The 18,296-nt window shown below is 70.7% G+C and carries 17 protein-coding genes; 5 read left to right on the forward strand and 12 right to left on the reverse strand.

The genetic code is table 11. The features are described 5' to 3' along the window. Window positions 1-101 precede the first annotated feature (101 nt). From I6N91_RS12875 to I6N91_RS12900, 6 genes are all read right to left on the reverse strand, one after another. Complete coding sequence (locus I6N91_RS12875) at window positions 102-1,571, reverse strand: dihydrolipoamide acetyltransferase family protein (RefSeq protein WP_198813181.1); 1,470 nt, start codon at window positions 1,569-1,571, stop codon at window positions 102-104. 9 nt (window positions 1,572-1,580) lie between these two features. Next, entirely contained in the window at window positions 1,581-2,555 is a 975-nt protein-coding gene (locus I6N91_RS12880; RefSeq protein WP_198813184.1) for an alpha-ketoacid dehydrogenase subunit beta, read from the reverse strand. Then, a complete protein-coding gene (gene pdhA / locus I6N91_RS12885; protein ID WP_374058950.1) occupies window positions 2,555-3,736 on the reverse strand; it encodes a pyruvate dehydrogenase (acetyl-transferring) E1 component subunit alpha in 1,182 nt (393 codons plus the stop codon). The genes I6N91_RS12880 and pdhA overlap by 1 nt, the downstream gene beginning before the upstream one ends. A 129-nt stretch (window positions 3,737-3,865) precedes the next feature. Next, window positions 3,866-4,996: a histidinol-phosphate transaminase gene (locus I6N91_RS12890; protein ID WP_198813187.1), complete on the reverse strand. Its 1,131-nt coding sequence runs from the start codon at window positions 4,994-4,996 to the stop codon at window positions 3,866-3,868. Between the two features lie 9 nt (window positions 4,997-5,005). Further along, window positions 5,006-6,349: a hypothetical protein gene (locus tag I6N91_RS12895; protein ID WP_198813189.1), complete on the reverse strand. Its 1,344-nt coding sequence runs from the start codon at window positions 6,347-6,349 to the stop codon at window positions 5,006-5,008. Next, a complete protein-coding gene (locus I6N91_RS12900; RefSeq protein WP_198813191.1) occupies window positions 6,346-6,636 on the reverse strand; it encodes a hypothetical protein in 291 nt (96 codons plus the stop codon). Before I6N91_RS12900 ends, I6N91_RS12895 begins: the two co-directional genes overlap by 4 nt. 142 nt (window positions 6,637-6,778) lie before the next feature. Here I6N91_RS12900 and purB point away from each other — a divergent pair, with 142 nt between their 5' ends. Beyond that, a complete protein-coding gene (gene purB, locus I6N91_RS12905) occupies window positions 6,779-8,212 on the forward strand; it encodes an adenylosuccinate lyase (protein ID WP_198813193.1) in 1,434 nt (477 codons plus the stop codon). A gap of 42 nt (window positions 8,213-8,254) precedes the next feature. Here purB and I6N91_RS12910 read toward each other — a convergent pair whose 3' ends face one another. From I6N91_RS12910 to I6N91_RS12925, 4 genes are all read right to left on the reverse strand, one after another. Next, window positions 8,255-8,776 carry a 2'-5' RNA ligase family protein gene (locus I6N91_RS12910; protein WP_198813195.1) on the reverse strand — a complete coding sequence of 174 codons (522 nt, stop codon included), beginning with the start codon at window positions 8,774-8,776 and terminating at the stop codon, window positions 8,255-8,257. A gap of 4 nt (window positions 8,777-8,780) precedes the next feature. After that, on the reverse strand, window positions 8,781-9,689 hold the full coding sequence (locus I6N91_RS12915; protein WP_198813197.1) for an FHA domain-containing protein: 909 nt from the start codon (window positions 9,687-9,689) through the stop codon (window positions 8,781-8,783). 12 nt (window positions 9,690-9,701) lie between these two features. Further along, entirely contained in the window at window positions 9,702-9,962 is a 261-nt protein-coding gene (locus tag I6N91_RS12920; protein ID WP_198813199.1) for a hypothetical protein, read from the reverse strand. 117 nt (window positions 9,963-10,079) lie between these two features. Next, window positions 10,080-11,063: an aldo/keto reductase gene (locus tag I6N91_RS12925; protein WP_198813202.1), complete on the reverse strand. Its 984-nt coding sequence runs from the start codon at window positions 11,061-11,063 to the stop codon at window positions 10,080-10,082. 75 nt (window positions 11,064-11,138) lie between these two features. Between I6N91_RS12925 and I6N91_RS12930 the strand changes: the two genes are divergently transcribed. Together I6N91_RS12930 and I6N91_RS12935 are read left to right on the forward strand one after the other, a co-directional pair. After that, on the forward strand, window positions 11,139-12,629 hold the full coding sequence (locus tag I6N91_RS12930) for an FAD-dependent oxidoreductase (RefSeq protein WP_307843351.1): 1,491 nt from the start codon (window positions 11,139-11,141) through the stop codon (window positions 12,627-12,629). 112 nt (window positions 12,630-12,741) lie between these two features. Beyond that, window positions 12,742-13,818: a phosphatase PAP2 family protein gene (locus tag I6N91_RS12935; protein ID WP_198813205.1), complete on the forward strand. Its 1,077-nt coding sequence runs from the start codon at window positions 12,742-12,744 to the stop codon at window positions 13,816-13,818. Between the two features lie 124 nt (window positions 13,819-13,942). On the opposite strand, the gene mscL is transcribed toward I6N91_RS12935, so the two are convergent. Both mscL and I6N91_RS17375 read right to left on the reverse strand, forming a co-directional pair. After that, a complete protein-coding gene (gene mscL, locus I6N91_RS12940; protein ID WP_198813208.1) occupies window positions 13,943-14,371 on the reverse strand; it encodes a large conductance mechanosensitive channel protein MscL in 429 nt (142 codons plus the stop codon). Next, a complete protein-coding gene (locus tag I6N91_RS17375; RefSeq protein WP_198813211.1) occupies window positions 14,364-14,927 on the reverse strand; it encodes a TetR family transcriptional regulator in 564 nt (187 codons plus the stop codon). Before I6N91_RS17375 ends, mscL begins: the two co-directional genes overlap by 8 nt. A gap of 62 nt (window positions 14,928-14,989) precedes the next feature. Here I6N91_RS17375 and I6N91_RS12950 point away from each other — a divergent pair, with 62 nt between their 5' ends. Together I6N91_RS12950 and I6N91_RS12955 are read left to right on the forward strand one after the other, a co-directional pair. Continuing rightward, window positions 14,990-16,543: an MFS transporter gene (locus I6N91_RS12950; protein ID WP_198813213.1), complete on the forward strand. Its 1,554-nt coding sequence runs from the start codon at window positions 14,990-14,992 to the stop codon at window positions 16,541-16,543. A 122-nt stretch (window positions 16,544-16,665) separates the two neighbouring features. Next, the gene (locus I6N91_RS12955) at window positions 16,666-18,276 is read left to right on the forward strand and encodes a peptide chain release factor 3 (RefSeq protein ID WP_198813216.1); all 1,611 of its coding nucleotides are present in this window, start codon (window positions 16,666-16,668) and stop codon (window positions 18,274-18,276) included. Window positions 18,277-18,296 lie beyond the last annotated feature (20 nt).

Below are 18,296 nucleotides of genomic sequence, written 5' to 3' on the forward strand. Positions count from 1 at the left end.
CCCTCGGCGCCGGGGCACAACTCCTGCCCCGGCGCGCGTTGGCGCCCCGGCCCGGGCGCTCATCCCCGGCGCCGCGAACCACCTGCCGCTCGAACCATCTGCTAGTCGAGCAGCAGTGCCGGCTCCTCGAGGATCGAGGCGACGTCGGCCATGAAGCGGGCGCTGAGGTCGCCGTCGACCACCCGGTGGTCGAAGGATCCGCCCAGGGTGGTGATCCACCGCGGGATCACCTCGCCGTCGAGCACCCACGGTTTCTGCTTGATGGTGCCGAACGCCACGATCGCCACCTCGCCGGGATTGATGATCGGGGTTCCCGTGTCGATGCCGAGGGCGCCGATGTTGGTGATGGTCAGGGTGCCTCCCTGCATCTGGGCCGGCTGGGTCTTGCCGGCCCGCGCCGTCACCGCCAGGTCGTTCAGGGCCAGGGCGAGCTCCTTCAGGGACAGGTTCTGCGCGTCCTTGATGTTGGGCACCATCAGCCCGCGGGGCGTCGCAGCGGCGATCCCCAGGTTCATGAAGTGCTTCACCAGGATCTCGTCGTCGGTCCAGGTGGCATTGACCGAGGGGTTGCGGGCCGCCGCCCAGATCACGGCCTTGGCCAGGATCAGCAGGGGTGAGACCTTGATGCCCTCGAAGTCGCGCGAGGCCTTGAGCCGCTTGACGAACTCCATGGTGCGGGAGGCATCGACGTCGACGAAGATGCTGACGTGCGGCGCGGAGAAGGCGCTCTGCACCATCGCCTTGGCGGTGGCCTTGCGCACCCCCTTCACGGGGATGCGCTCGATGCGCCCGGCGCCGTGCTTCTTCCGGTCGTCCCAGAACGAGTCGGCGCCGTCCTGTTCGGCGTCGCGCTGGGCCTGGTAGCTCATCAGGTCCTGCTTCGTCACCTCGCCGGAGGACCCGGTGGCAGGAACATCGGCGAGGTTGATCCCGAGGTCCCGCGCGGCCTTGCGCACCGGCGGCTTGGCCAGGACGCGGTTGAGCAGCTGGTTCAGCGGCCCGGGCCGCGGGTCCGGCCGGCCCGCAGCGGGACCGGTGCCGTCGGCGCGGGCCGCCGGGAGGTCCGCGGATACGGCGGGAGCAGGCGGTGCCGGTGGCGCAGGCGGTGCCGGAGGCGCGGGCGCGGCCGCCGGCTCCGGGGTGTTCGCGCCGGGGGCGCGCCGCGGCCTGCGGCGGACCGCATCGGCCTTGGGCCCGGTTCCGACGAGGGGGCCGTTCTCCGGTCCGGCCGCGGGCTCAACCGGCGGCGGGGTGGTCAGTTCGCCGGGCATTTCGGGGGCCGGCGCCTGGGCGGCCGGGCCGCCGGCGGCGGGCTCCCCGGGAGCCGGGACGGCGTCTTCGACGGCGATGATCGCAGTTCCCACCTCGACGGTGTCGCCCTCTGCCACCAGCAGGGCCGAGACCACGCCGGCGAAGGGGGATGGCAGTTCGACCAGCGACTTCGCCGTCTCGATCTCGACGATGGTGTCGTTGACGGCCACGACGGCGCCGGGCTGGACCTTCCAGGAAACGATTTCGGCCTCGGTGAGCCCCTCGCCGACATCCGGGAGGTGGAAAGTGTTCAGTGCCATTCGGTGTCCTTAGTAGGCAAAGGCCCGTTCAAGGGCCTCGAGGATTCGGTCGATATCGGGCAGGTAATGTTCCTCGGTGCGCGCCACGGGGTAGGGCATGTGGAAACCGCCCACCCGGATGACCGGCGCTTCGAGGGAGAGGAAGGCACGTTCGGAGATGCGGGCGGCGATCTCCCCGCCGATGCCTCCGAAGGTCGGCGCCTCGTGGGCCACCACCAGCCGGCCGGTCTTCGCCACGGATGCCGTGACGGTGTCGAAGTCGATGGGCGAGATGGAGCGCAGGTCGATCACCTCGACGCTGTGCCCGTCCGGCTGCGCCGCCTCGGCCGCCGCCAGGGCCACCGGGACCAGCGGGCCGTAGGCGACGACCGTCGCGTCGGAGCCCTCCCGCAGGACCTGTGCCGTGAACGGGCTCGGCGGGGCGTTGACGGTGTCGACCTCGCCCTTGAGCCAGTACCGGCGCTTGGGTTCGAAGACGATGACGGGGTCCTGGCAGTCGATGGCCTGCTGGACCATCCAGTAGGCGTCCTGCGGATTCGACGGGGTGATGATCCTCAGCCCGGCGGTGTGCGCGAAGAGCGCCTCCGGTGACTCCGAGTGGTGTTCGACGCTGCCGATGCCGCCGCCGTAGGGGATGCGGATGACGACCGGAGCGCCCAGCATGCCGTCGCTGCGGGTGCGCAGCTTGGCCAGCTGGGTGGTGATCTGGTTGAAGGCCGGGAACACGAAGCCGTCGAACTGGATCTCGCACACCGGCCGGTAGCCGCGCAGCGCCAGGCCGATGGCGGTGCCGATGATGCCGGACTCGCCCAGCGGGGTGTCGACGACCCGGTCGGCGCCGAAGTCCCGCTTCAGACCCTCGGTGATGCGGTAGACGCCGCCGAGCTCACCGATGTCCTCGCCCATGAGCAGCGTCTTGGGATTGTTCTCAAGGGCGGCACGCAGCCCCTCGTTGATCGCCTTGGCGACCGTCATCACTGCCATCAGGACGTTTCTTCCTCTCCAATGAAGCCTGCTTCATAGTCCCGCCACGCCTGCAGCTCCTCCTGCACCAGCGGATGCGGCTCCGCATACACGGTGTTGAAGCGTTCCTCGAGTCCCGGGGGCTGCATGGCCTGCACGTCGCGCCGCAGCTCGACGGCCATGGCCTTAGCCTCGCCGACCAGCTCCTCGAAGAAGGCATCGCCGGCCTTCCCGGTGGTGCGCAGGTGCTTCTCCAGGCGGGCGAGCGGGTCGCGGGGATGCCAGTCCTCCTCCTCGCGGGAGAGCCGGTACTTCGTGGGGTCGTCGGCGGTGGTGTGCGCGCTCATCCGGTAGGTGAACGCCTCGATCAGGACCGGACCCTTGCCGCTGCGGGCGTGCTCGAGTGCCCAGTTGGTGACGGCCTCGACGGCGACGACGTCGTTGCCGTCAACCCGGATGCCCGGGAAGCCGTACCCTTCGGCCCGCTGCGCCAGCGGCACCCGGGTCTGCACCGACGAGGGCACCGAGATGGCCCAGTGGTTGTTCTGGCAGAAGAACACGACGGGGGCGTTGAAGGAGGCGGCGAACACCATCGCCTCGTGCACGTCGCCCTCGGAGCTCGCCCCGTCGCCGAAGTAAGCCACCGACGCCGCGGGCGCCAGGGTGGGATCGGCGGCCTGGTCGCGCTGAAGGCCCATAGCGTAGCCGACGGCGTGCAGGGCCTGGGCGGCCAGGACGAGCGTGTAGAGGTGGAAGTTGGTCTCGCGCGGGTCCCACCCGCCGTTGGTGATGCCGCGGAACAGGCGGAGCATTTCGGAGAGCCGGACGCCGCGGGTCAGGGCAACGCCGTGTTCCCGGTAGGTCGGGAACACGTAGTCCTGGGCCTGGAGTGCCCGGCCGGAGCCGATCTGGGCGGCCTCCTGGCCGGTCAGGGGCACCCAGAGCGCCAGCTGGCCCTGCCGCTGCAGTGCGGTGGCCTCCTGGTCGAACCGGCGGATGAGGTACATGTCCCGGTAGAGGGCCTTGAGCCGTTCCGCTCCGGTGCCACTGGAGAAGCCGCCGAATTCGGGATGGTCGTTCAGGCGCCCGTCGGGGTCGAGGAACTGGACCATGCCCGGGCCCCCGTCGGGGCCCGGCGGGGCGGAGGCGAGGGCGATCTCCTCCGATTCGAATTCAGCCGCAGGCAAACGGGTGCCACTCATGACCACTCCTCAGTCGACGTATGCCCCACTCGGAATGCTTCGTGGACGCATACACCGGGATACATATGTTCGTTAAACGTACGGCTCCCACACTAGCCAGTGACGGCGGTTAGACCTATTTATGTCTGGTCAGCACCCGCCGGGCGCCGCCGGGTATCCTGCGCACAGCGCCAGGAACCGGGTGTTTGCCTCGGGTTCCCCGATGCTGACCCGGACGCCTTCGGTGCCGAAGGCCCGCACGGACAGGCCCTGCAGGTCGGCCTGCGCCGCGAAGTCGGGGGTGGACTCACCGAGGGACAGCCAGACGAAGTTTCCCTGCGCCTCGGGGATCTTCCAGCCCAGCGCCCGGAGGCCCTCCACCACGCGCACCCGCTCGTCGACGATGCCCTGGACCCGCTCCGCGACCTCGTCGAAGTGCTGGAGCGAGGCCACGGCGGCGGTCTCTGCGATCTGCGACACCGCGAAGGGCACCGCGCTCATCCGCAGGTGCGCGGTGAGTCCGGGCTGGGACACCGAATACCCCACCCGGAGCCCGGCGAGCCCGTGCGCCTTGGAGAAGGTGCGCAGCACGATGACGTTCGGGTACCTCCGGTACATCTCAAGCCCGTCCACGACACCGGCGTCCCGGACAAATTCCTGGTACGCCTCATCGATCACGACGACAACCGAGGCAGGCACCCGGTCGAGGAAGTCCTCGACCGCGGCGGCCGACAGTGCCGGGCCGGTGGGGTTGTTGGGGGTGCACAGCAGGATCACGCGGGTCCGGTCGGTGACAGCGGCGGCCATGGCGTCGAGGTCGTGGGTGCCGTCGGCGCGGACCGGCACCGGCCGGGACTCCGCCCCGGCAAGCCCGACGCAGATCGGGTAGGCCTCGAAGGAGCGCCACGCGTAGACGACCTCATCCGGAGCGTCGAAGTCGTTCTGCCCGGCGAAGGCGGCGAGGATCTGGTTGAGGGCGCCCAGGCTTCCCGCGCCGGTCACGATGTCCTCGGCCGGCACGCCGAGGAAGGAGGCGAGTTCTCCCCGCAGCGAAGTGGTGGCCGGATCCGGATAACGGTTGATGTCGGTGCGGTCGCGGATGGCGGCCAGGACGGCCGGCAGCGGCGGCAGGGGGTTCTCATTCGAGGAGAGCTTGTAGCTCTGCACCCCCTCCAGAACGGTGGGCGGCTTGCCTGCGGCGTAACGCGGGAGTTTTCCCAGCACGCTGCGCGGGGAGATGCCTGCGGCGGCCTCGGTGCTCTGGCTGTTGTTCGACGTCATGCCCATAGCCTAGCGCCGGGGCGCCGGTGGAGGGCCGGCCGGCCCAGGGCGGGTAGCGCCCTCCGCCGGGGCCGGTACCGGAACGCCCGCCGGGAGTCCGGGGCGGCCGCTCGGCCGGCTGCTGCCCGGCCCCGCGGCGGCAGTGTGTTCCGCGGGCGGCCGGACCGCCCGGTAGAGGCGGCGCTGGGCACCTCCCCCGGTCGCCGCGAGGGCCGCCGCGGCCGGGGCCAGGGACGGCAGGGCGCTGGCGTCGACGAGCGCCGCCGTCTGCGCGTAGGCCGCGAGCTTGTGGGCGGCACCGAGCCCCTTGCCCTCGGCGCCGGGTCCGGAAGGCAGGGCGGGAACGGGGGAATCGGCCCGCACAGTGACTCGGTTCGGATCGTCCGGGGCGGGGCCGCCGTCGAGCGCGGGCACGGTGTCGGCGGCGTGTTCGAGGTGGAGGTACTCGGCCGTCCCCGTCGGTTCCCAGCCCGTGGGGGACCCGAGGGTGACCACCAGGCGGACGTCGTAGGCGCCGCCCACGGCGCCACCGGCGGCCAGGTTCATGGCGTGCATTCCGCCCTGGCTGTAGCCGGCGAGCAGGACGGTCTCACCCGGCCGGGCTCCGGCCTCCCGCAGGGCCTGCGCCACGGCGGCTCCGACATAGCGGCTGTCCTCATTGACGGCCTCCGCGATACCGGTGGCATCGAAGGGATTGCCGGGCTCGGCGGGCTGGGTGCCGGGGAGGATCACGAGGTAGGCCGGTCCGGCGGGCCCGTCGGTGCGCAGGATCTCGAAGGAACCAGGCGGGGCCGCCTCGACGGCGGCAAGGCGGTCGGCGATCGCCTCAAGGGTTCCCCCGAAGGCCACCTGCTCCACCTCGGCCGGCGCGGTGAGGGCCAGCGGGCCCGGCACCAGCAGCCCCTCCCGGGCGGCCGCCGAGGCCACGGCGCGGGCCGAGAGTTCCACCGACTCCGTGGCGCCACGGACCGCGAGCCGCGCCGCGGCATCCGCGGCGAGATAGGCCAGACGGGCCCGGGTGATCCGGTCGGCGGTCTCCTGAAGTTCGTCGCCGGAATCGGAGGTGCGCCGGCGGGCGGCGTCGAGCGCTTCGGCGGCGGCCCGTCCGGCGGCGCCGGCCTCCCGGCCGCCGGGGAGCCAGGCAGCTGCCAGGCGGGTGCGCTCAAGCTCGAGGCTGAGGTACAGCAGGGCGGTGGAGACCTCCCGCACCGCCTCGGCAAGGCCGCCGAGTTCGACCGCCGCCCGGTCGAGTTCCTCCCACTGGAACCGGATGCCGCCCACGCCGCCGCGCACGCTCAGTCCCGGCCCGGACGCGGGGACCGGAGCCGGATCGTAGCCGCCTGCGGAGCTCACGGCCCGGTGCTTCCCGCCAGGGGCCCGAGGGCGCCGCCGAGTTCGGCGGCGCACACCTCGGCCAGCCGGGCCGCCTGTTCAACCAGTTCGGCCGCGCTTCCGACCGCTGAGGCGCGCCCGGCCAGGTACTGCCGGAAGTTGCGGCCCGCCGGGGACTCCCAGTCGAGGGCCGCCACCGCTCCCGCCCGGTGGCGGATCTCCTCGAGTTCGCGGGCCTGCCGCAGCAGCCTGCCCCCAAGGTCGGCGGCGTCCCCGGTGGGGAGCCGAACGATCCCCTGAGCTGTCATGGCGGCCTCCTTGTGCTGCTGACCGATGTCAGGATGCTAGTGCCGCCCGGCGCCGGGGTTCTCCGCCGGCCGCCTATGTGGATGCACGCTGCGCCGCGGGCCCGGCGTCCGTCGGCCGTCCGGGCCGTGAAAGAATCGGAGCATGGCTGATACCTCCCCGACCCGTGTTGACCTTGCTTCCATCCCCCAGGGAGAGGCGCCCTCGCTGGCCCTCGGGCCGCTGGACGGCCGGTACCGGGAGGCGTCCGCACCCCTGGTGAACCACCTGTCCGAGGCGGCCCTGAACCGGGACCGCCTCCACGTCGAGGTCGAGTGGTTCATCCACCTCACCCGCAATTCCGTCGTCCCGGGCGCCGGCCCGCTCGACGCGGGGCAGGAGGAGGCGCTGCGCGCCATCGTCACCTCCTTCGACGCCGCCTCGGCCGCGGAACTCGCTGACATCGAGAAGGTGACGGTCCACGACGTGAAGGCTGTCGAGTATTTCATCGGGCGCCGGCTCCCGGGCATCGGCCTTGAGCGCCTGAAACCCCTCGTGCACTTCGGCTGCACCTCGGAGGACATCAACAACCTCTCCTACGCACTGGGCATCAAGGGCGCCGTCCGCGACGTCTGGCTGCCCGCGGCCCGCCGCCTGGTCGGAGCGATCGAGGACCTCGCCCGGGACTCCCGGTCCGTCGCGATGCTCTCGCGCACCCACGGCCAGCCCGCCACGCCGACCACCCTGGGCAAGGAGATGGCCGTGACGGCCCACCGGCTCTCCCGGCAGCTTCGGCGCATCGAGGCCACCGAATTCCTTGGGAAGATCAATGGAGCCACCGGGACCTACGCCGCCCACTATGCCTCGGTCCCCTCGGCTGACTGGGAACAGGTGGCGCGCAGCTTCGTCGAGGGGCTCGGCCTGTCCTGGAATCCGCTCACCACGCAGATCGAGTCCCACGACTGGCAGGCGGAGCTGTACTCCGACATCGCCCGGTTCAACCGGATCCTCCACAACTTCTGCACCGATGTCTGGAGCTACATCTCCATCGGGTACTTCGCGCAGGTCCCGGTCGCCGGAGCCACCGGGTCCTCCACCATGCCGCACAAGGTGAACCCGATCCGGTTTGAGAACGCCGAGGCGAACCTCGAAATCTCCTCGTCCCTCCTTGACGTGCTCGCCTCGACTCTGGTCACCTCCCGGTGGCAGCGCGACCTCACCGACTCCTCGAGCCAGCGCAACATCGGGGTGGCCTTCGGGCACTCCCTCCTGGCCGTGAGCAACGTGCTCAAGGGCCTGAAGCGGCTGGACGTGGCCGGGGCGGCCATCGCCGCGGACCTCGAGGACAACTGGGAGGTGCTCGGCGAGGCGATCCAAATGGTGATGCGCGCCGAGGCCGTCGCGGGCACCGCCGGCCTAGATGACCCGTATGAGCGGCTGAAGGACCTGACCCGGGGACGGCGGGTCGACGCCGCCCGCATGCGCGAGTTCGTCTCGGGCCTCGGACTCGGCCCTGAGGCGGAGCAGAGGATGCTCGGGCTGACCCCTTCGACCTACACCGGGATCGCCGACCGGCTGGTCGACCACCTCGGGTCCTGACGGCGCCGCCCGGCCGACGCCCCGGCAGCACCCGGGGCGCCCCTACCCGCTGAGGTCGACCGTCACCCTGGCGGCGCTGTCCCACCGGCGTGCCGCCACCGCGGTGGCGGCCGCCGGTTCGGCCTGAACGGCCGCAACGGCCTGCCCCACCTGGTCGGCGGAGAGGCCGCGGGCCAGGGTGACGTGCGGCGTCCAATTCCCGGCGAGGGTGGTGGCGAACTGGCCCGGCAGGCCGGCGAGGGCATCCCCCACCCTCCGGTGCAGGTCCGTCAGCGCCGCGGAGACCACGACCTGGCGCACCAGGATGAACGTCCGCCGCCCTCCCCCGAAGAGCAGGAGCCCGCCGAAACGCACCTCCTGCGGCAGGCCCCGGACCGCGCCGCGCAGGGCGGCGTCGAAGGACCCGTCGATGGCCGGAGCGGCCGCGAGGGTGATGTGGGGCCGGTTGCTCTCAGAGGTGTGCCGCGCCTGGCTGGGCAGGCCCAGCTCCAGCAGCCTTACCCAGTCGCGGCGCACCGCCTCCTCCGCGGCGGAGTCCAGGAGCAGCTCGACGCTGTCGCTCACGCTCTCAGCGCGGAGGCCGCCGCGGATCGCCGATGCCGACGGATCCGTCCTGTTCGGTCGCCCCGGTGCGCGGGTTGCGCTGGGGACGCTGGTAGGCGAACTCCCCGCCGTTGCGTCCGCCGAAGGGACGGCCGTGGTCGGCGTATTCCTCCCGGAAGAACGCGAGGCACCAGGAACCGAGCTGGACCCGCGCCCCGGTGCGCAGCACCGCCGGCCCGCCGCCGACGCTGCCGGTGACGGCGCCGTGCGGGACCAGCACGTATTCGTCGTTGGCGTCGTGGAGGATCTCCGCGTGCAGTTCCTCAAGGCCGGGCAACTGCAGGTCCGAGTCCGCCGACGCGCCGATGGTGGTCCGCTCCTGTCCGAGCACGAACTCCCGCGGCACCTGACCGTTCCACCGGGCGGAATCCTGGACGAAGATCAGCCGCGGCCGTCCCCCGCCCGGGGCGTAGTGGGTCGTGGTGATCCGGCGGCTGATCCGCCGGTTCACCGTGGGCACGAGCGGCAGCGGCGTGGACGGCGGCAGCAGGCTCGCCGAGCCGGAGCGCTCGAGGGACCGCCGCCCAAGGTGAATCAGCGGGGCGAGGACCGACGGCGACCCGAGGCGCAGGTGCGGCGAACGGGTCAGGAGCCGCTGCGCCATCGAGGTTTCGACGGCGCCCAGGCTGATCAGGGGACCGCGCGGGCCGCTGACCGTCACGTCGAGACCGGCGTCGGCGAGCAGTTTCGCGAAGGTCCGCACCCCGGAGACCGAGGGAAGGTTTCCGCCGAAGGCTCCGGGGGTGTCGCAGAAAATCGAGATGCTCGATCCGGCCGCCGTCACGGTTCCGGAGATGACCGCGTCCGGGCCGCCGTCGGGTCCGGGTTCGGTCAGGGAGAAGGCGAGGTCGATGTCCAGTTTCAGCTGTGCCACCACAACGGTGCCTCAGCCGCGGTGGGGGTCGGCACCGGGTGCGTCGTTGTCGCTGGTGGTGACGCGTAGGGTGCCGTTGAACTTCCAGGTGGCGCGCGGGGCGTCAGGCCCGACGTCGCGCGGGACCTCGACGGTCATGTCGACCAGGCTGTAGTTGACCGCGGCGCCCTTGCCGGTGAGGTAGCTCCACATTTCCTCGGCGAGGTCCGCCCAGTCGCGGATGGAACGCTCCTCCCGGCCGGCGGCGGAGAGGGACGAGGTGAATTCAGTCATGGTTGATTCCTTAGGTGGATCGAACGATGACAGACGTCCTCTAACTCCGTCTGACGGGTGGTTCAACGATAGCGGACCGTGCCGCGGCAGGGAACCCCTTGCCGCGGGCCCTCCGGCTCACCAGCGGGAGTGGACCGTGGGCCGGAAGCGGCGGTCGTACAGCGCGGTGACGCCGTCGTGGATCGCGCGCCCGAGGTCAAGCCGGCCGGCCGCGGCGGCGTTCGCCCGGGCCTGGGCGGCATTGCGGGCCCCGGGGATGACGGTGCTGACGCCCTCCTGGGCGATGATCCAGGCGAGCGCGCCCTGTGCCGGTTCCACGCCGGCTGGAAGCAGCTGCGCGAACTCCTGGGCGGCGGCGAGCCCCGTGTCGTAGTCGACGCCCGAGAACGTCTCCCCGACGTCGAATGCGGCGCCGGAACGGTTGTAGTTGCGGTGGTCGTCGGCCGGGAACACGGTGGAGGTGCTGTATTTGCCGCTCAGCAGCCCCGAGGCCAGCGGAACCCGGGCGATGATGCCGACCCCGGCGGCCCGGGCGGCCGGGAGGACGGCGTCAAGGGGCTTGAGCCGGAAGGCATTGAGGATGATCTGCACCGTGGCCGTATTGCCGCGCTCGATGGCGGCGAGGGCCTCGTCGGCGCGCTCGACGCTGACCCCGTAGTTCCGCACGGCGCCCTCCTCGACGAGGGTGTCCAGCGCGTCGTACACGGCCTCGGTGGTGTAGACGTCCGAGGGCGGGCAGTGGAGCTGGACCAGGTCCAGCGTGTCCATGCCGAGGTTGGCGCGGGAGCGGTCCACCCAGGAACGGAAGTTCGCGAGGGTGTACTGGGAGGGGTCCTGCTCCACCCGCCGGCCCATCTTGGTGCCGACCACCAGGTCCAGTGCGGGGTTGGCCCGCCGGAACGCCCCGATCGTCTTCTCGCTCCGCCCGTCCCCGTAGACGTCGGCGGTGTCGAAGAAGGTGGTGCCCGCCTCCGCCGCGGCCTCAAGGACCTCCAGTGCGTCCCTCTCTTGGACCTCGCCCCAGTCCGCGCCGAGCTGCCACGTTCCGAGGCCGATCACCGAGACCGGCCGGCCGGTTCTGCCTAATGTCCGCTGTTCCATCCTCCGACTATAGGCGGTGACCCTCCCTTGACTGTAAGCATGATTAGTAGTGGGCTGGGAACCACCTACGGAGGGATGACGATGAGATCACTGTGGTTGGATACCGCGCCGGAGATACCTGCAGAGCCGTTCTCCCCCGGGGCCGGGTTCGACTCGGTGGTGGTCGGCGCCGGACTGACCGGCATGACCACCGCACTCCTGCTCGCCCGCGCCGGACACAAGGTGGCGGTGCTTGAGGCCCGCCGGGCCGGCGCGGTCACCACCGGCAACACCACGGCCAAGCTCTCACTGCTGCAGGGCACCGGGCTTTCCCGGATCACCTCCCACCACGACGCCGAGCTGGCGCGGGCCTACGTCACGGGCAACCGCGAGGGGCAGAGCTGGATCCTCCGGTTCTGCGACGAGAACGGGGTGGGGTACGAGCGCCGGGACGCCGTGAACTACGCGGTGACCGACAGCGGCGCAAAAAGCCTCGACGCCGAACACGAGGCCTGCACACAGGCTGGCCTGGGAACCGAGTTGGGCAATGCCTCGACCCTCCCTTTTCCGGTGCGGCGCACCCTGAGGCTTGCGGACCAGGCGCAGTTCCACCCGCTGGAGGTGCTCGCGGCGCTGGCCTCGGAGCTGCGCCGCCACGGTGGGCGCCTTTTCGAGGGCGTGCGGGTTCAGGGCGCCTCAACCCCCAAGTCCGGCGGCGTGGAACTGAAGACGGACGCCGGCGCCGTGACGGCCCGCAATGTCGTGCTGGCTACCGGCATCCCCATCCTCGACCGGGGCGGCTACTTCGCCGTCCTCAAGCCGCAGCGGTCCTACTGCATCGCCCTTGAGGTGACCGACCGGGTGCCCCCGGAGATGTACCTCTCGGTGGACACCCCCACCCGTTCCCTGCGCACGGCCCGGGTGGGCGGCAGGGACTACCTCATCGTGGGCGGCAACGGCCACAAGGTCGGCCACCACTCAAACACCCAGGGCCTCGTCGATGATCTGACCCGCTGGGCCGGCGAGTATTTCCCGACGGCCCGCCCTGCCTACTCCTGGTCGGCCCAGGACTACCAGCCGGCCGCCGCGGTTCCCTACGTCGGCAAGGTCCCGGCCGGCGGCGGCCACATCTACGCCGCGACCGGTTACAACAAGTGGGGCATGACGAACGCGGTGGCTGCCTCGCTGGCACTCTCGGCCAAGATCCTGGGCGGGCACATGCCGTGGGCCGACACTCTCTACAGGACCCGGGTGACCCCCGTTGACGCGCTGTCGACGGCCCGGGTCAACGCCGAGGTCGGGCTGGAGATGCTGACCGGCTGGGTGTCGGGCCTGGCGAAGACGGCCCCGGCCTCCCCGCCGGAGGGGCAGGGTGTCGTGGTCCGTGAGGGCAGGAGCCCGGTCGGGGTCTGCACCGTCGACGGCGTCGAGCACCGCGTGTCGGCGGTGTGCCCGCATCTGCGCGGCATCGTGAGCTGGAATACCGCCGAGCGGACGTGGGACTGCCCCCTGCACGGGTCCCGGTTCGCCGCCGACGGAACGGTGCTCGAGGGGCCGTCAACCTCGAATCTGGGCAGCGGAATCTAACCACAAGTGCGGCCTTGGTGCCATAGGGTGGATCGCCTATGGGAAGATGGGGGCAACTGTTAAGATGCCTGTCACCCTTCTGACACTGTCGCGCATAGGATAGATATATATAATGACCACCCACGTCGGGCCCGAACGCCCACCATGGCGCCGACTGTTCGGCGTTCCCCTGATCGTGACCCTCGCCTTCGCCGGCCTGATGGTGCTGACGGCCGTGCTCACGGGGCTGCCCCTTCGTGACCCGGAGGGCTTCCTCGGCCCCAGCTACGTCCGGTTGCCCCTGACCGTGCTCGGCGTCATAGCTGCCGACGTCATCCCGCGGGTGCTCCTGCAGCGCCCCGCTCCGCGCGACCTCGTGCGCGTGACCCGCAGGATTTTCAAGCAGAGGTGGACCGGGCACCGGATGTCGGTTGCGGCTGCGGGCCTGGCGAGCTTCTACCTCGCCTACGTGGCGTACCGGAACCTCAAGAGCTTCCTGCCCTTCCTTCAGGACCACCTGGTCGATGCCGCACTGGTCGAGACCGACCGCTGGTTCGGGGGCGGCGGCAACCCCGCCGACGTGCTCCAGCAACTGCTCGGCACCGGCATCACGGCGGAGGTGCTTTCCTTCGTCTACATGATCTTCCTGATCTTCGTGCCGATCTCCCTCGCCGTGGCCCTCGTCTGGTCCAAGGACCTGTCCCTGGGCGCCTGGTATGTGGGCGCGCTCTGCTTCAACTGGGTCATTGGAACGGTGACCTACTACGCGGTTCCCTCGCTGGGCCCGATCTACGTGCAGCGCGCATCCTTCACCGACCTCCCGGACACTGCGGTCTCAAGCCTTCAGGAATCGCTGTACCGCAACCGGTTGACGGTCCTTGCCGACCCGCATTCGACGCAGTCGGTGCACGGCATCGCGGCCTTCGCCTCGCTGCATGTGTCCATCGTCTTCACAGCCGCATTGGTCGCCCAGCTGGCGCGCCTGCCCCGGGTGGTCCGCTGGGTGATGTGGATCTACTTCGTCCTGACGGCCGTGGCCACCGTGTACTTTGGCTGGCACTACGTCATTGACGTCTTCGCCGGCCTCGCGGTGGGCGGCCTGTCGGTCTGGCTTGCCGCGGTGTCGGTCGGCCGGGCGAACCTGCGCTTCGGGGCAGGCAAGGACCAGAACCTGCTCGACGCACGCACCGGGACCGCCGCGCTGCGCTGACGAACCGCCCCGGCTGAGTCCGGGGCCCGGCAGCAGGCCGGGTGCACCCTCCCGGCTGACCCCGGGAGGGCCGGTGCACAAGCTGACCCCGAAAGGGCCGGCGCCTTTGGGCGCCGGCCCTTTTTCAGTTCCTGTTCCTGCCGCTGGATTCGGTGAGCTGGCGGAGCAGGTCCCGCATCTCGGTCAGCAGCGCCGTGTCCACGGGAACCGGCTGCTCCTCCGCCTCCGCGGCGGCCGTCCGCGCCCGGGCATGGGCATTGATCCGGTTCATGGGAAGCACGACGCCGAAGTAGACGACCGCAGCCGTGATCAGGAAGGTCACGGCGGCGGTGAACACCGCGCCGAGGTCGACGAAGGTCTCGGGGTTGCCCGGCCAGATGCGGAACCCGAATCCCTCGGCGCTGACTCCCCCGCCGGCGGCGGCGATCAGCGGCCGCAGCAGGTTGTCCGTGACGGACCCGACCAGGGCCGTGAAGGCCGAACCGATGACGACGGCGGTGGCCAGTTCGACGACATTTCCGCGCAGGATGAAGTTTCGGAAGCCCTTAAACATCGGCGGCACCCCGCGGGATGCAGTGGTTGAGCACGATAAGGTCAACTACCGAAAGGACCCGTTCAAGGTCCTTCTCACTGGGGCCCGCGGCGCCCTCGCCCCGGAAGAACGCAGCTTCGTAGTAGAGCCCGTCACCGAGGAGCTTGATGGCCAGGGCCGCCGTACGGTCCCCTAGCCGGTCCTCGAGGGTGGTCAGCCAAAGCTGCTGGATGCGCGAAAGCGTCCGCCGGGCCACCGGGTGGCCCTGCTGCGCCAGGCGCGCCATGGAGACAAGCGCCCGGTCCAGCGGACTGTCCTCATAGACCGAGGTCCGCACGTAGTAGCGGCCGGGGCCCTCCGGGTCGGCCGACATCTGCTCACGGTCCTTCTCGACCAGGGCCAGCAGCCGTTCGGCGAGGGCCTCGACGAGGGCCTCCTTGGCCGGGAAGTGGTACAGCAGGCCGCCCTTGGAGACCTCAGCGGCCGCCGCTACGGCCTCCATGGTGGCGGCCCGTTCCCCGTCGCGGATCAGGGTGTCTTCGAAGCTGTCGAGGATGCGTTCTCGTGAACTTGGCATTCCTCCATGATAGAGGTCACGAAAGTTGCACTGTACCGGCTGGACGGTATAGTCTCCTCGACATGACTTCGTCCATCTCCACTTCCGCATCCCCGGCCGGGGTGAGCTCAGCGCTGTCACCGGCCTCCACCCGCACAGGGGTGAGGGGTTGGATCTCCCTCGCTGTCCTGATGCTCCCCGTGCTGCTCGTAGCGGTGGACAACACGGTGCTTAGTTTCGCCATTCCCGCCATCTCCCTCGCGTTCGCCACCAGCGGAGCGACCCAGCTGTGGATCATCGACAGCTACCCGCTCGTGCTGGCCGGACTCCTTGTCGCCATGGGCAGCCTTGGCGACCGGTTCGGGCGCCGCCGCCTGCTCATCATCGGCGCCTGGGGCTTCGCCGCCTTCTCCGTCGCCGCCGCGTTCGCCCCAAGTGCCGGGTTCCTCGTCGGAGCCCGGGTCGGCCTCGGAATCTTCGGCGCGATGCTGATGCCCTCCACGCTGTCCCTGATCCGCAACATCTTCACGGACCGCGACCAGCGCCGCGTCGCCATCGCCGTGTGGGCCGCCGGGTTCTCCGCCGGGGCCGCCCTCGGCCCCCTGCTCGGTGGCGCGCTGCTTGAGCACTTCTGGTGGGGCTCGGTCTTCCTCCTGGCCGTACCCGTCCTGGTGCTGATGCTCATCCTCACCCCGATCTTCGTCCCCGAGTCCCGCGATCCGAATCCGGGGCGTATCGACATCCTGAGCATCGGGCTCTCGGTCGCTGCGATGCTTCCGGTCGTCTACGCCATCAAGGACTTCGCCATGGAGGGCCCCAACCCGGTGGCCATCTCCGCAGTCGTGGTGGGACTCACCGCCGGCGTCGTCTTCGTGCGCCGGCAGCTGCGCCGGCCCGGGCCTATGCTTGACGTGCGGCTGTTCACCGTGCGCGCCTTCACCGGCGCCGTGCTGGTGAACCTGCTGGCCATCTTCTCCCTGGTGGGCTTCCTCTACTTCGTCTCGCAGCACCTGCAGCTCATCCTGGGCTACAGCCCGCTTGAGGCCGGAGCCATCCTGCTGCCCGGGCTCCTGATGACCATCGCCGCTGGATTCGCCGTCGTGCCAGTGGTCAAGCGGGTCCCGCCGCACATCGTGGTCCCGGTGTCGCTCGGGTTCTCCGCCGCCGCGTATGCCTTCGTCGCCTTCACGGGCGAGTCCGCCATGGCGCTGCTGTTCGCGTTCATCCTGCTGGGCATCGGCGTCGGGGCCTCCGAGACCGTCTCGAACGACCTGATCCTCTCGACCGTTCCCCCGGCGAAGGCCGGAGCGGCCTCGGCGGTCTCGGAGACCGCCTACGAGGTCGGTTCGGTGTTCGGCACCGCGGTGCTCGGCAGCATCCTGCTCGCCTCCTACCAGGCCCACCTGAGCCTGCCGGCCGGGCTGAGCGCCGGGCAGGTGGCCGAGGCCACCGAAACCCTGGGCGGGGCGGTCAACACCGCGGCCCAGCTGCCGGCAGGGAACGCCGCCGCGCTGCTCGAGTCGGCCTTCTCCGCCTTCGACAGCGGAGTGATCCTCACCTCCGGAATCGGGGCCGTGCTCATGGTGCTGGCCGCCGGGCTCGGCTGGTGGTCGCTGCGCCCGACCGCCGCGCGCTGACCGGGTTCCTCCGGACCGGGTTCCGCCGGGCGGGCACTGCCCCGCCCGGCGGACCACGCCCCCCGGCTGCAGGACCCGCCGGCCCCGGCGGGGCACGGACAGCGGATCAGCGACAATGGAGTGTGCCAGTTCTTACCGAATCCCCCCTCACCGATCCCGCGGCCGTCCGGCGTGAAGCCTCCCGGCGCCGCACCTTCGCCGTGATCTCCCACCCCGACGCCGGCAAGTCGACCCTCACCGAGGCCCTTGCCCTGCTGGCCCGCGCCATTCAGGACGCCGGGGTCACCCACGGCAAATCCAGCCGCCACGCCACGGTCTCGGACTGGATGGGCATCGAGCAGGAGCGTGGAATCTCGATCAGCTCCGCCGCACTTCAGCTGACATACCGGGACACGATCCTCAACGTCGTCGACACCCCCGGCCACGCGGACTTCTCCGAGGACACCTACCGGGTGCTCGCCGCCGTCGACTCCGCCGTGATGCTCATCGACGCCGCCAAGGGCTTCGAACCGCAGACAGTGAAGCTGCTGGCCGTCTGCAAGGCCCGGAACATCCCCATCATCACGGTGATCAACAAGTGGGACCGCCCCGGCCTGGACGCACTGGGCTTGATCGACGACATCGGCGAGCGGACCGGGATGACACCGGTGCCGCTGACCTGGCCCGCGGGGATCGCCGGGGACTTCCACGGGCTGCTCGACATTCCGGGCAAGCGGGCGTTCCGGCTCGAGGCCGTGGACGGCGGCGCCCAGGCCGCCGAGGAAACCGAGGTCAACACCGCCGACCTCGACCCGATCGAAGCGGCCCGCTGGCTCGATGCGGAGGAGGAAGCCGGGCTCGTCGAATCCTCGAACGGCGCCTTCGACACCGCCGAGTTCGCCGCGGCGCGGCAGACCCCGGTCCTGTTCGCCGCCGCCGCGAAGAACTTCGGCGTCTCCCAGCTGCTCGACACCCTCGTCGACCTGGGCCCGGCGCCCTCACCGCGGGAGACGCTCAGCGATGAGCCCCGCCCGCTGGAATCCCCGTTCTCCGGCTTCGTCTTCAAGGTCCAGGCCGGCCAGGACAGTTCCCACCGCGACCACATCGCCTACCTGCGGATCTGCTCCGGCAGCTTCGAGCGCGGCATGGTCATCACCAACCAGCGCACCGGCAAGCCCTTCGCCACCAAGTACGCCCACCGCGTCCTGGGCCGCAGCCGCGAGGTCGTCGACACCGCCTGGCCGGGCGACGTCGTCGGGCTGGTCAACGCCACCAGCCTGCGAGTCGGGGACAGCCTCTTCGCCGAGGAACCGGTGCGTTTCCCCGACATCCCCCGGTTCTCCCCCGAGCTGTTCGCCGTCGCCCGGGCCAAGGATCCGGGCCGGTACAAGCAGTTCCGCCGCGGGATTGAGCAGCTCGAGCACGAGGGCGTGGTCCAGGTGCTGCGCTCGGACCTGCGTGGCGACCAGGCGCCCGTGCTGGCCGCGGTGGGCGCGCTGCAGTTCGAGGTCGCCGCGCAGCGGCTGGGCACGGAGTTCAACGCGCCCACCTCGCTCGACTCCATCTCCTACACCCTGGCCATGGCCGTGGCCCCCGAAAGCACCGGGGTCCCGGAGACCTTCCGCGGCGGGGAGATCCTGCACCGCGCCGACGGCGAAATCATCGCCGTCTTTGGCGACAAGTGGAAGGTCGGACACTTCCGCAAGGACTACCCGGGCGTAGTGCTCGAACCCATCGGTGCCGCCATCGACTGACGGCAGGCCGCGGAAGGGTC

It is taken from the genome of Arthrobacter sp. MSA 4-2, from assembly GCF_016405885.1.
In the GTDB taxonomy this organism is placed as follows: domain Bacteria; phylum Actinomycetota; class Actinomycetes; order Actinomycetales; family Micrococcaceae; genus Arthrobacter_D.

Bases quoted from the DNA above. Each gene is read 5' to 3' on its own strand.
- I6N91_RS12875 (WP_198813181.1), bottom strand. From the start codon at position 1,571: ATGGCACTGAACACTTTCCACCTCCCGGATGTCGGCGAGGGGCTCACC.
- I6N91_RS12880 (WP_198813184.1), bottom strand. From the start codon at position 2,555: ATGGCAGTGATGACGGTCGCCAAGGCGATCAACGAGGGGCTGCGTGCC.
- pdhA (WP_374058950.1), bottom strand. From the start codon at position 3,736: ATGAGTGGCACCCGTTTGCCTGCGGCTGAATTCGAATCGGAGGAGATC.
- I6N91_RS12890 (WP_198813187.1), bottom strand. From the start codon at position 4,996: ATGACGTCGAACAACAGCCAGAGCACCGAGGCCGCCGCAGGCATCTCC.
- I6N91_RS12900 (WP_198813191.1), bottom strand. From the start codon at position 6,636: ATGACAGCTCAGGGGATCGTTCGGCTCCCCACCGGGGACGCCGCCGAC.
- purB (WP_198813193.1), top strand. From the start codon at position 6,779: ATGGCTGATACCTCCCCGACCCGTGTTGACCTTGCTTCCATCCCCCAG.
- I6N91_RS12920 (WP_198813199.1), bottom strand. From the start codon at position 9,962: ATGACTGAATTCACCTCGTCCCTCTCCGCCGCCGGCCGGGAGGAGCGT.
- I6N91_RS12925 (WP_198813202.1), bottom strand. From the start codon at position 11,063: ATGGAACAGCGGACATTAGGCAGAACCGGCCGGCCGGTCTCGGTGATC.
- I6N91_RS12930 (WP_307843351.1), top strand. From the start codon at position 11,139: ATGACGATGAGATCACTGTGGTTGGATACCGCGCCGGAGATACCTGCA.
- I6N91_RS12935 (WP_198813205.1), top strand. From the start codon at position 12,742: ATGACCACCCACGTCGGGCCCGAACGCCCACCATGGCGCCGACTGTTC.
- mscL (WP_198813208.1), bottom strand. From the start codon at position 14,371: ATGTTTAAGGGCTTCCGAAACTTCATCCTGCGCGGAAATGTCGTCGAA.
- I6N91_RS17375 (WP_198813211.1), bottom strand. From the start codon at position 14,927: ATGCCAAGTTCACGAGAACGCATCCTCGACAGCTTCGAAGACACCCTG.
- I6N91_RS12950 (WP_198813213.1), top strand. From the start codon at position 14,990: ATGACTTCGTCCATCTCCACTTCCGCATCCCCGGCCGGGGTGAGCTCA.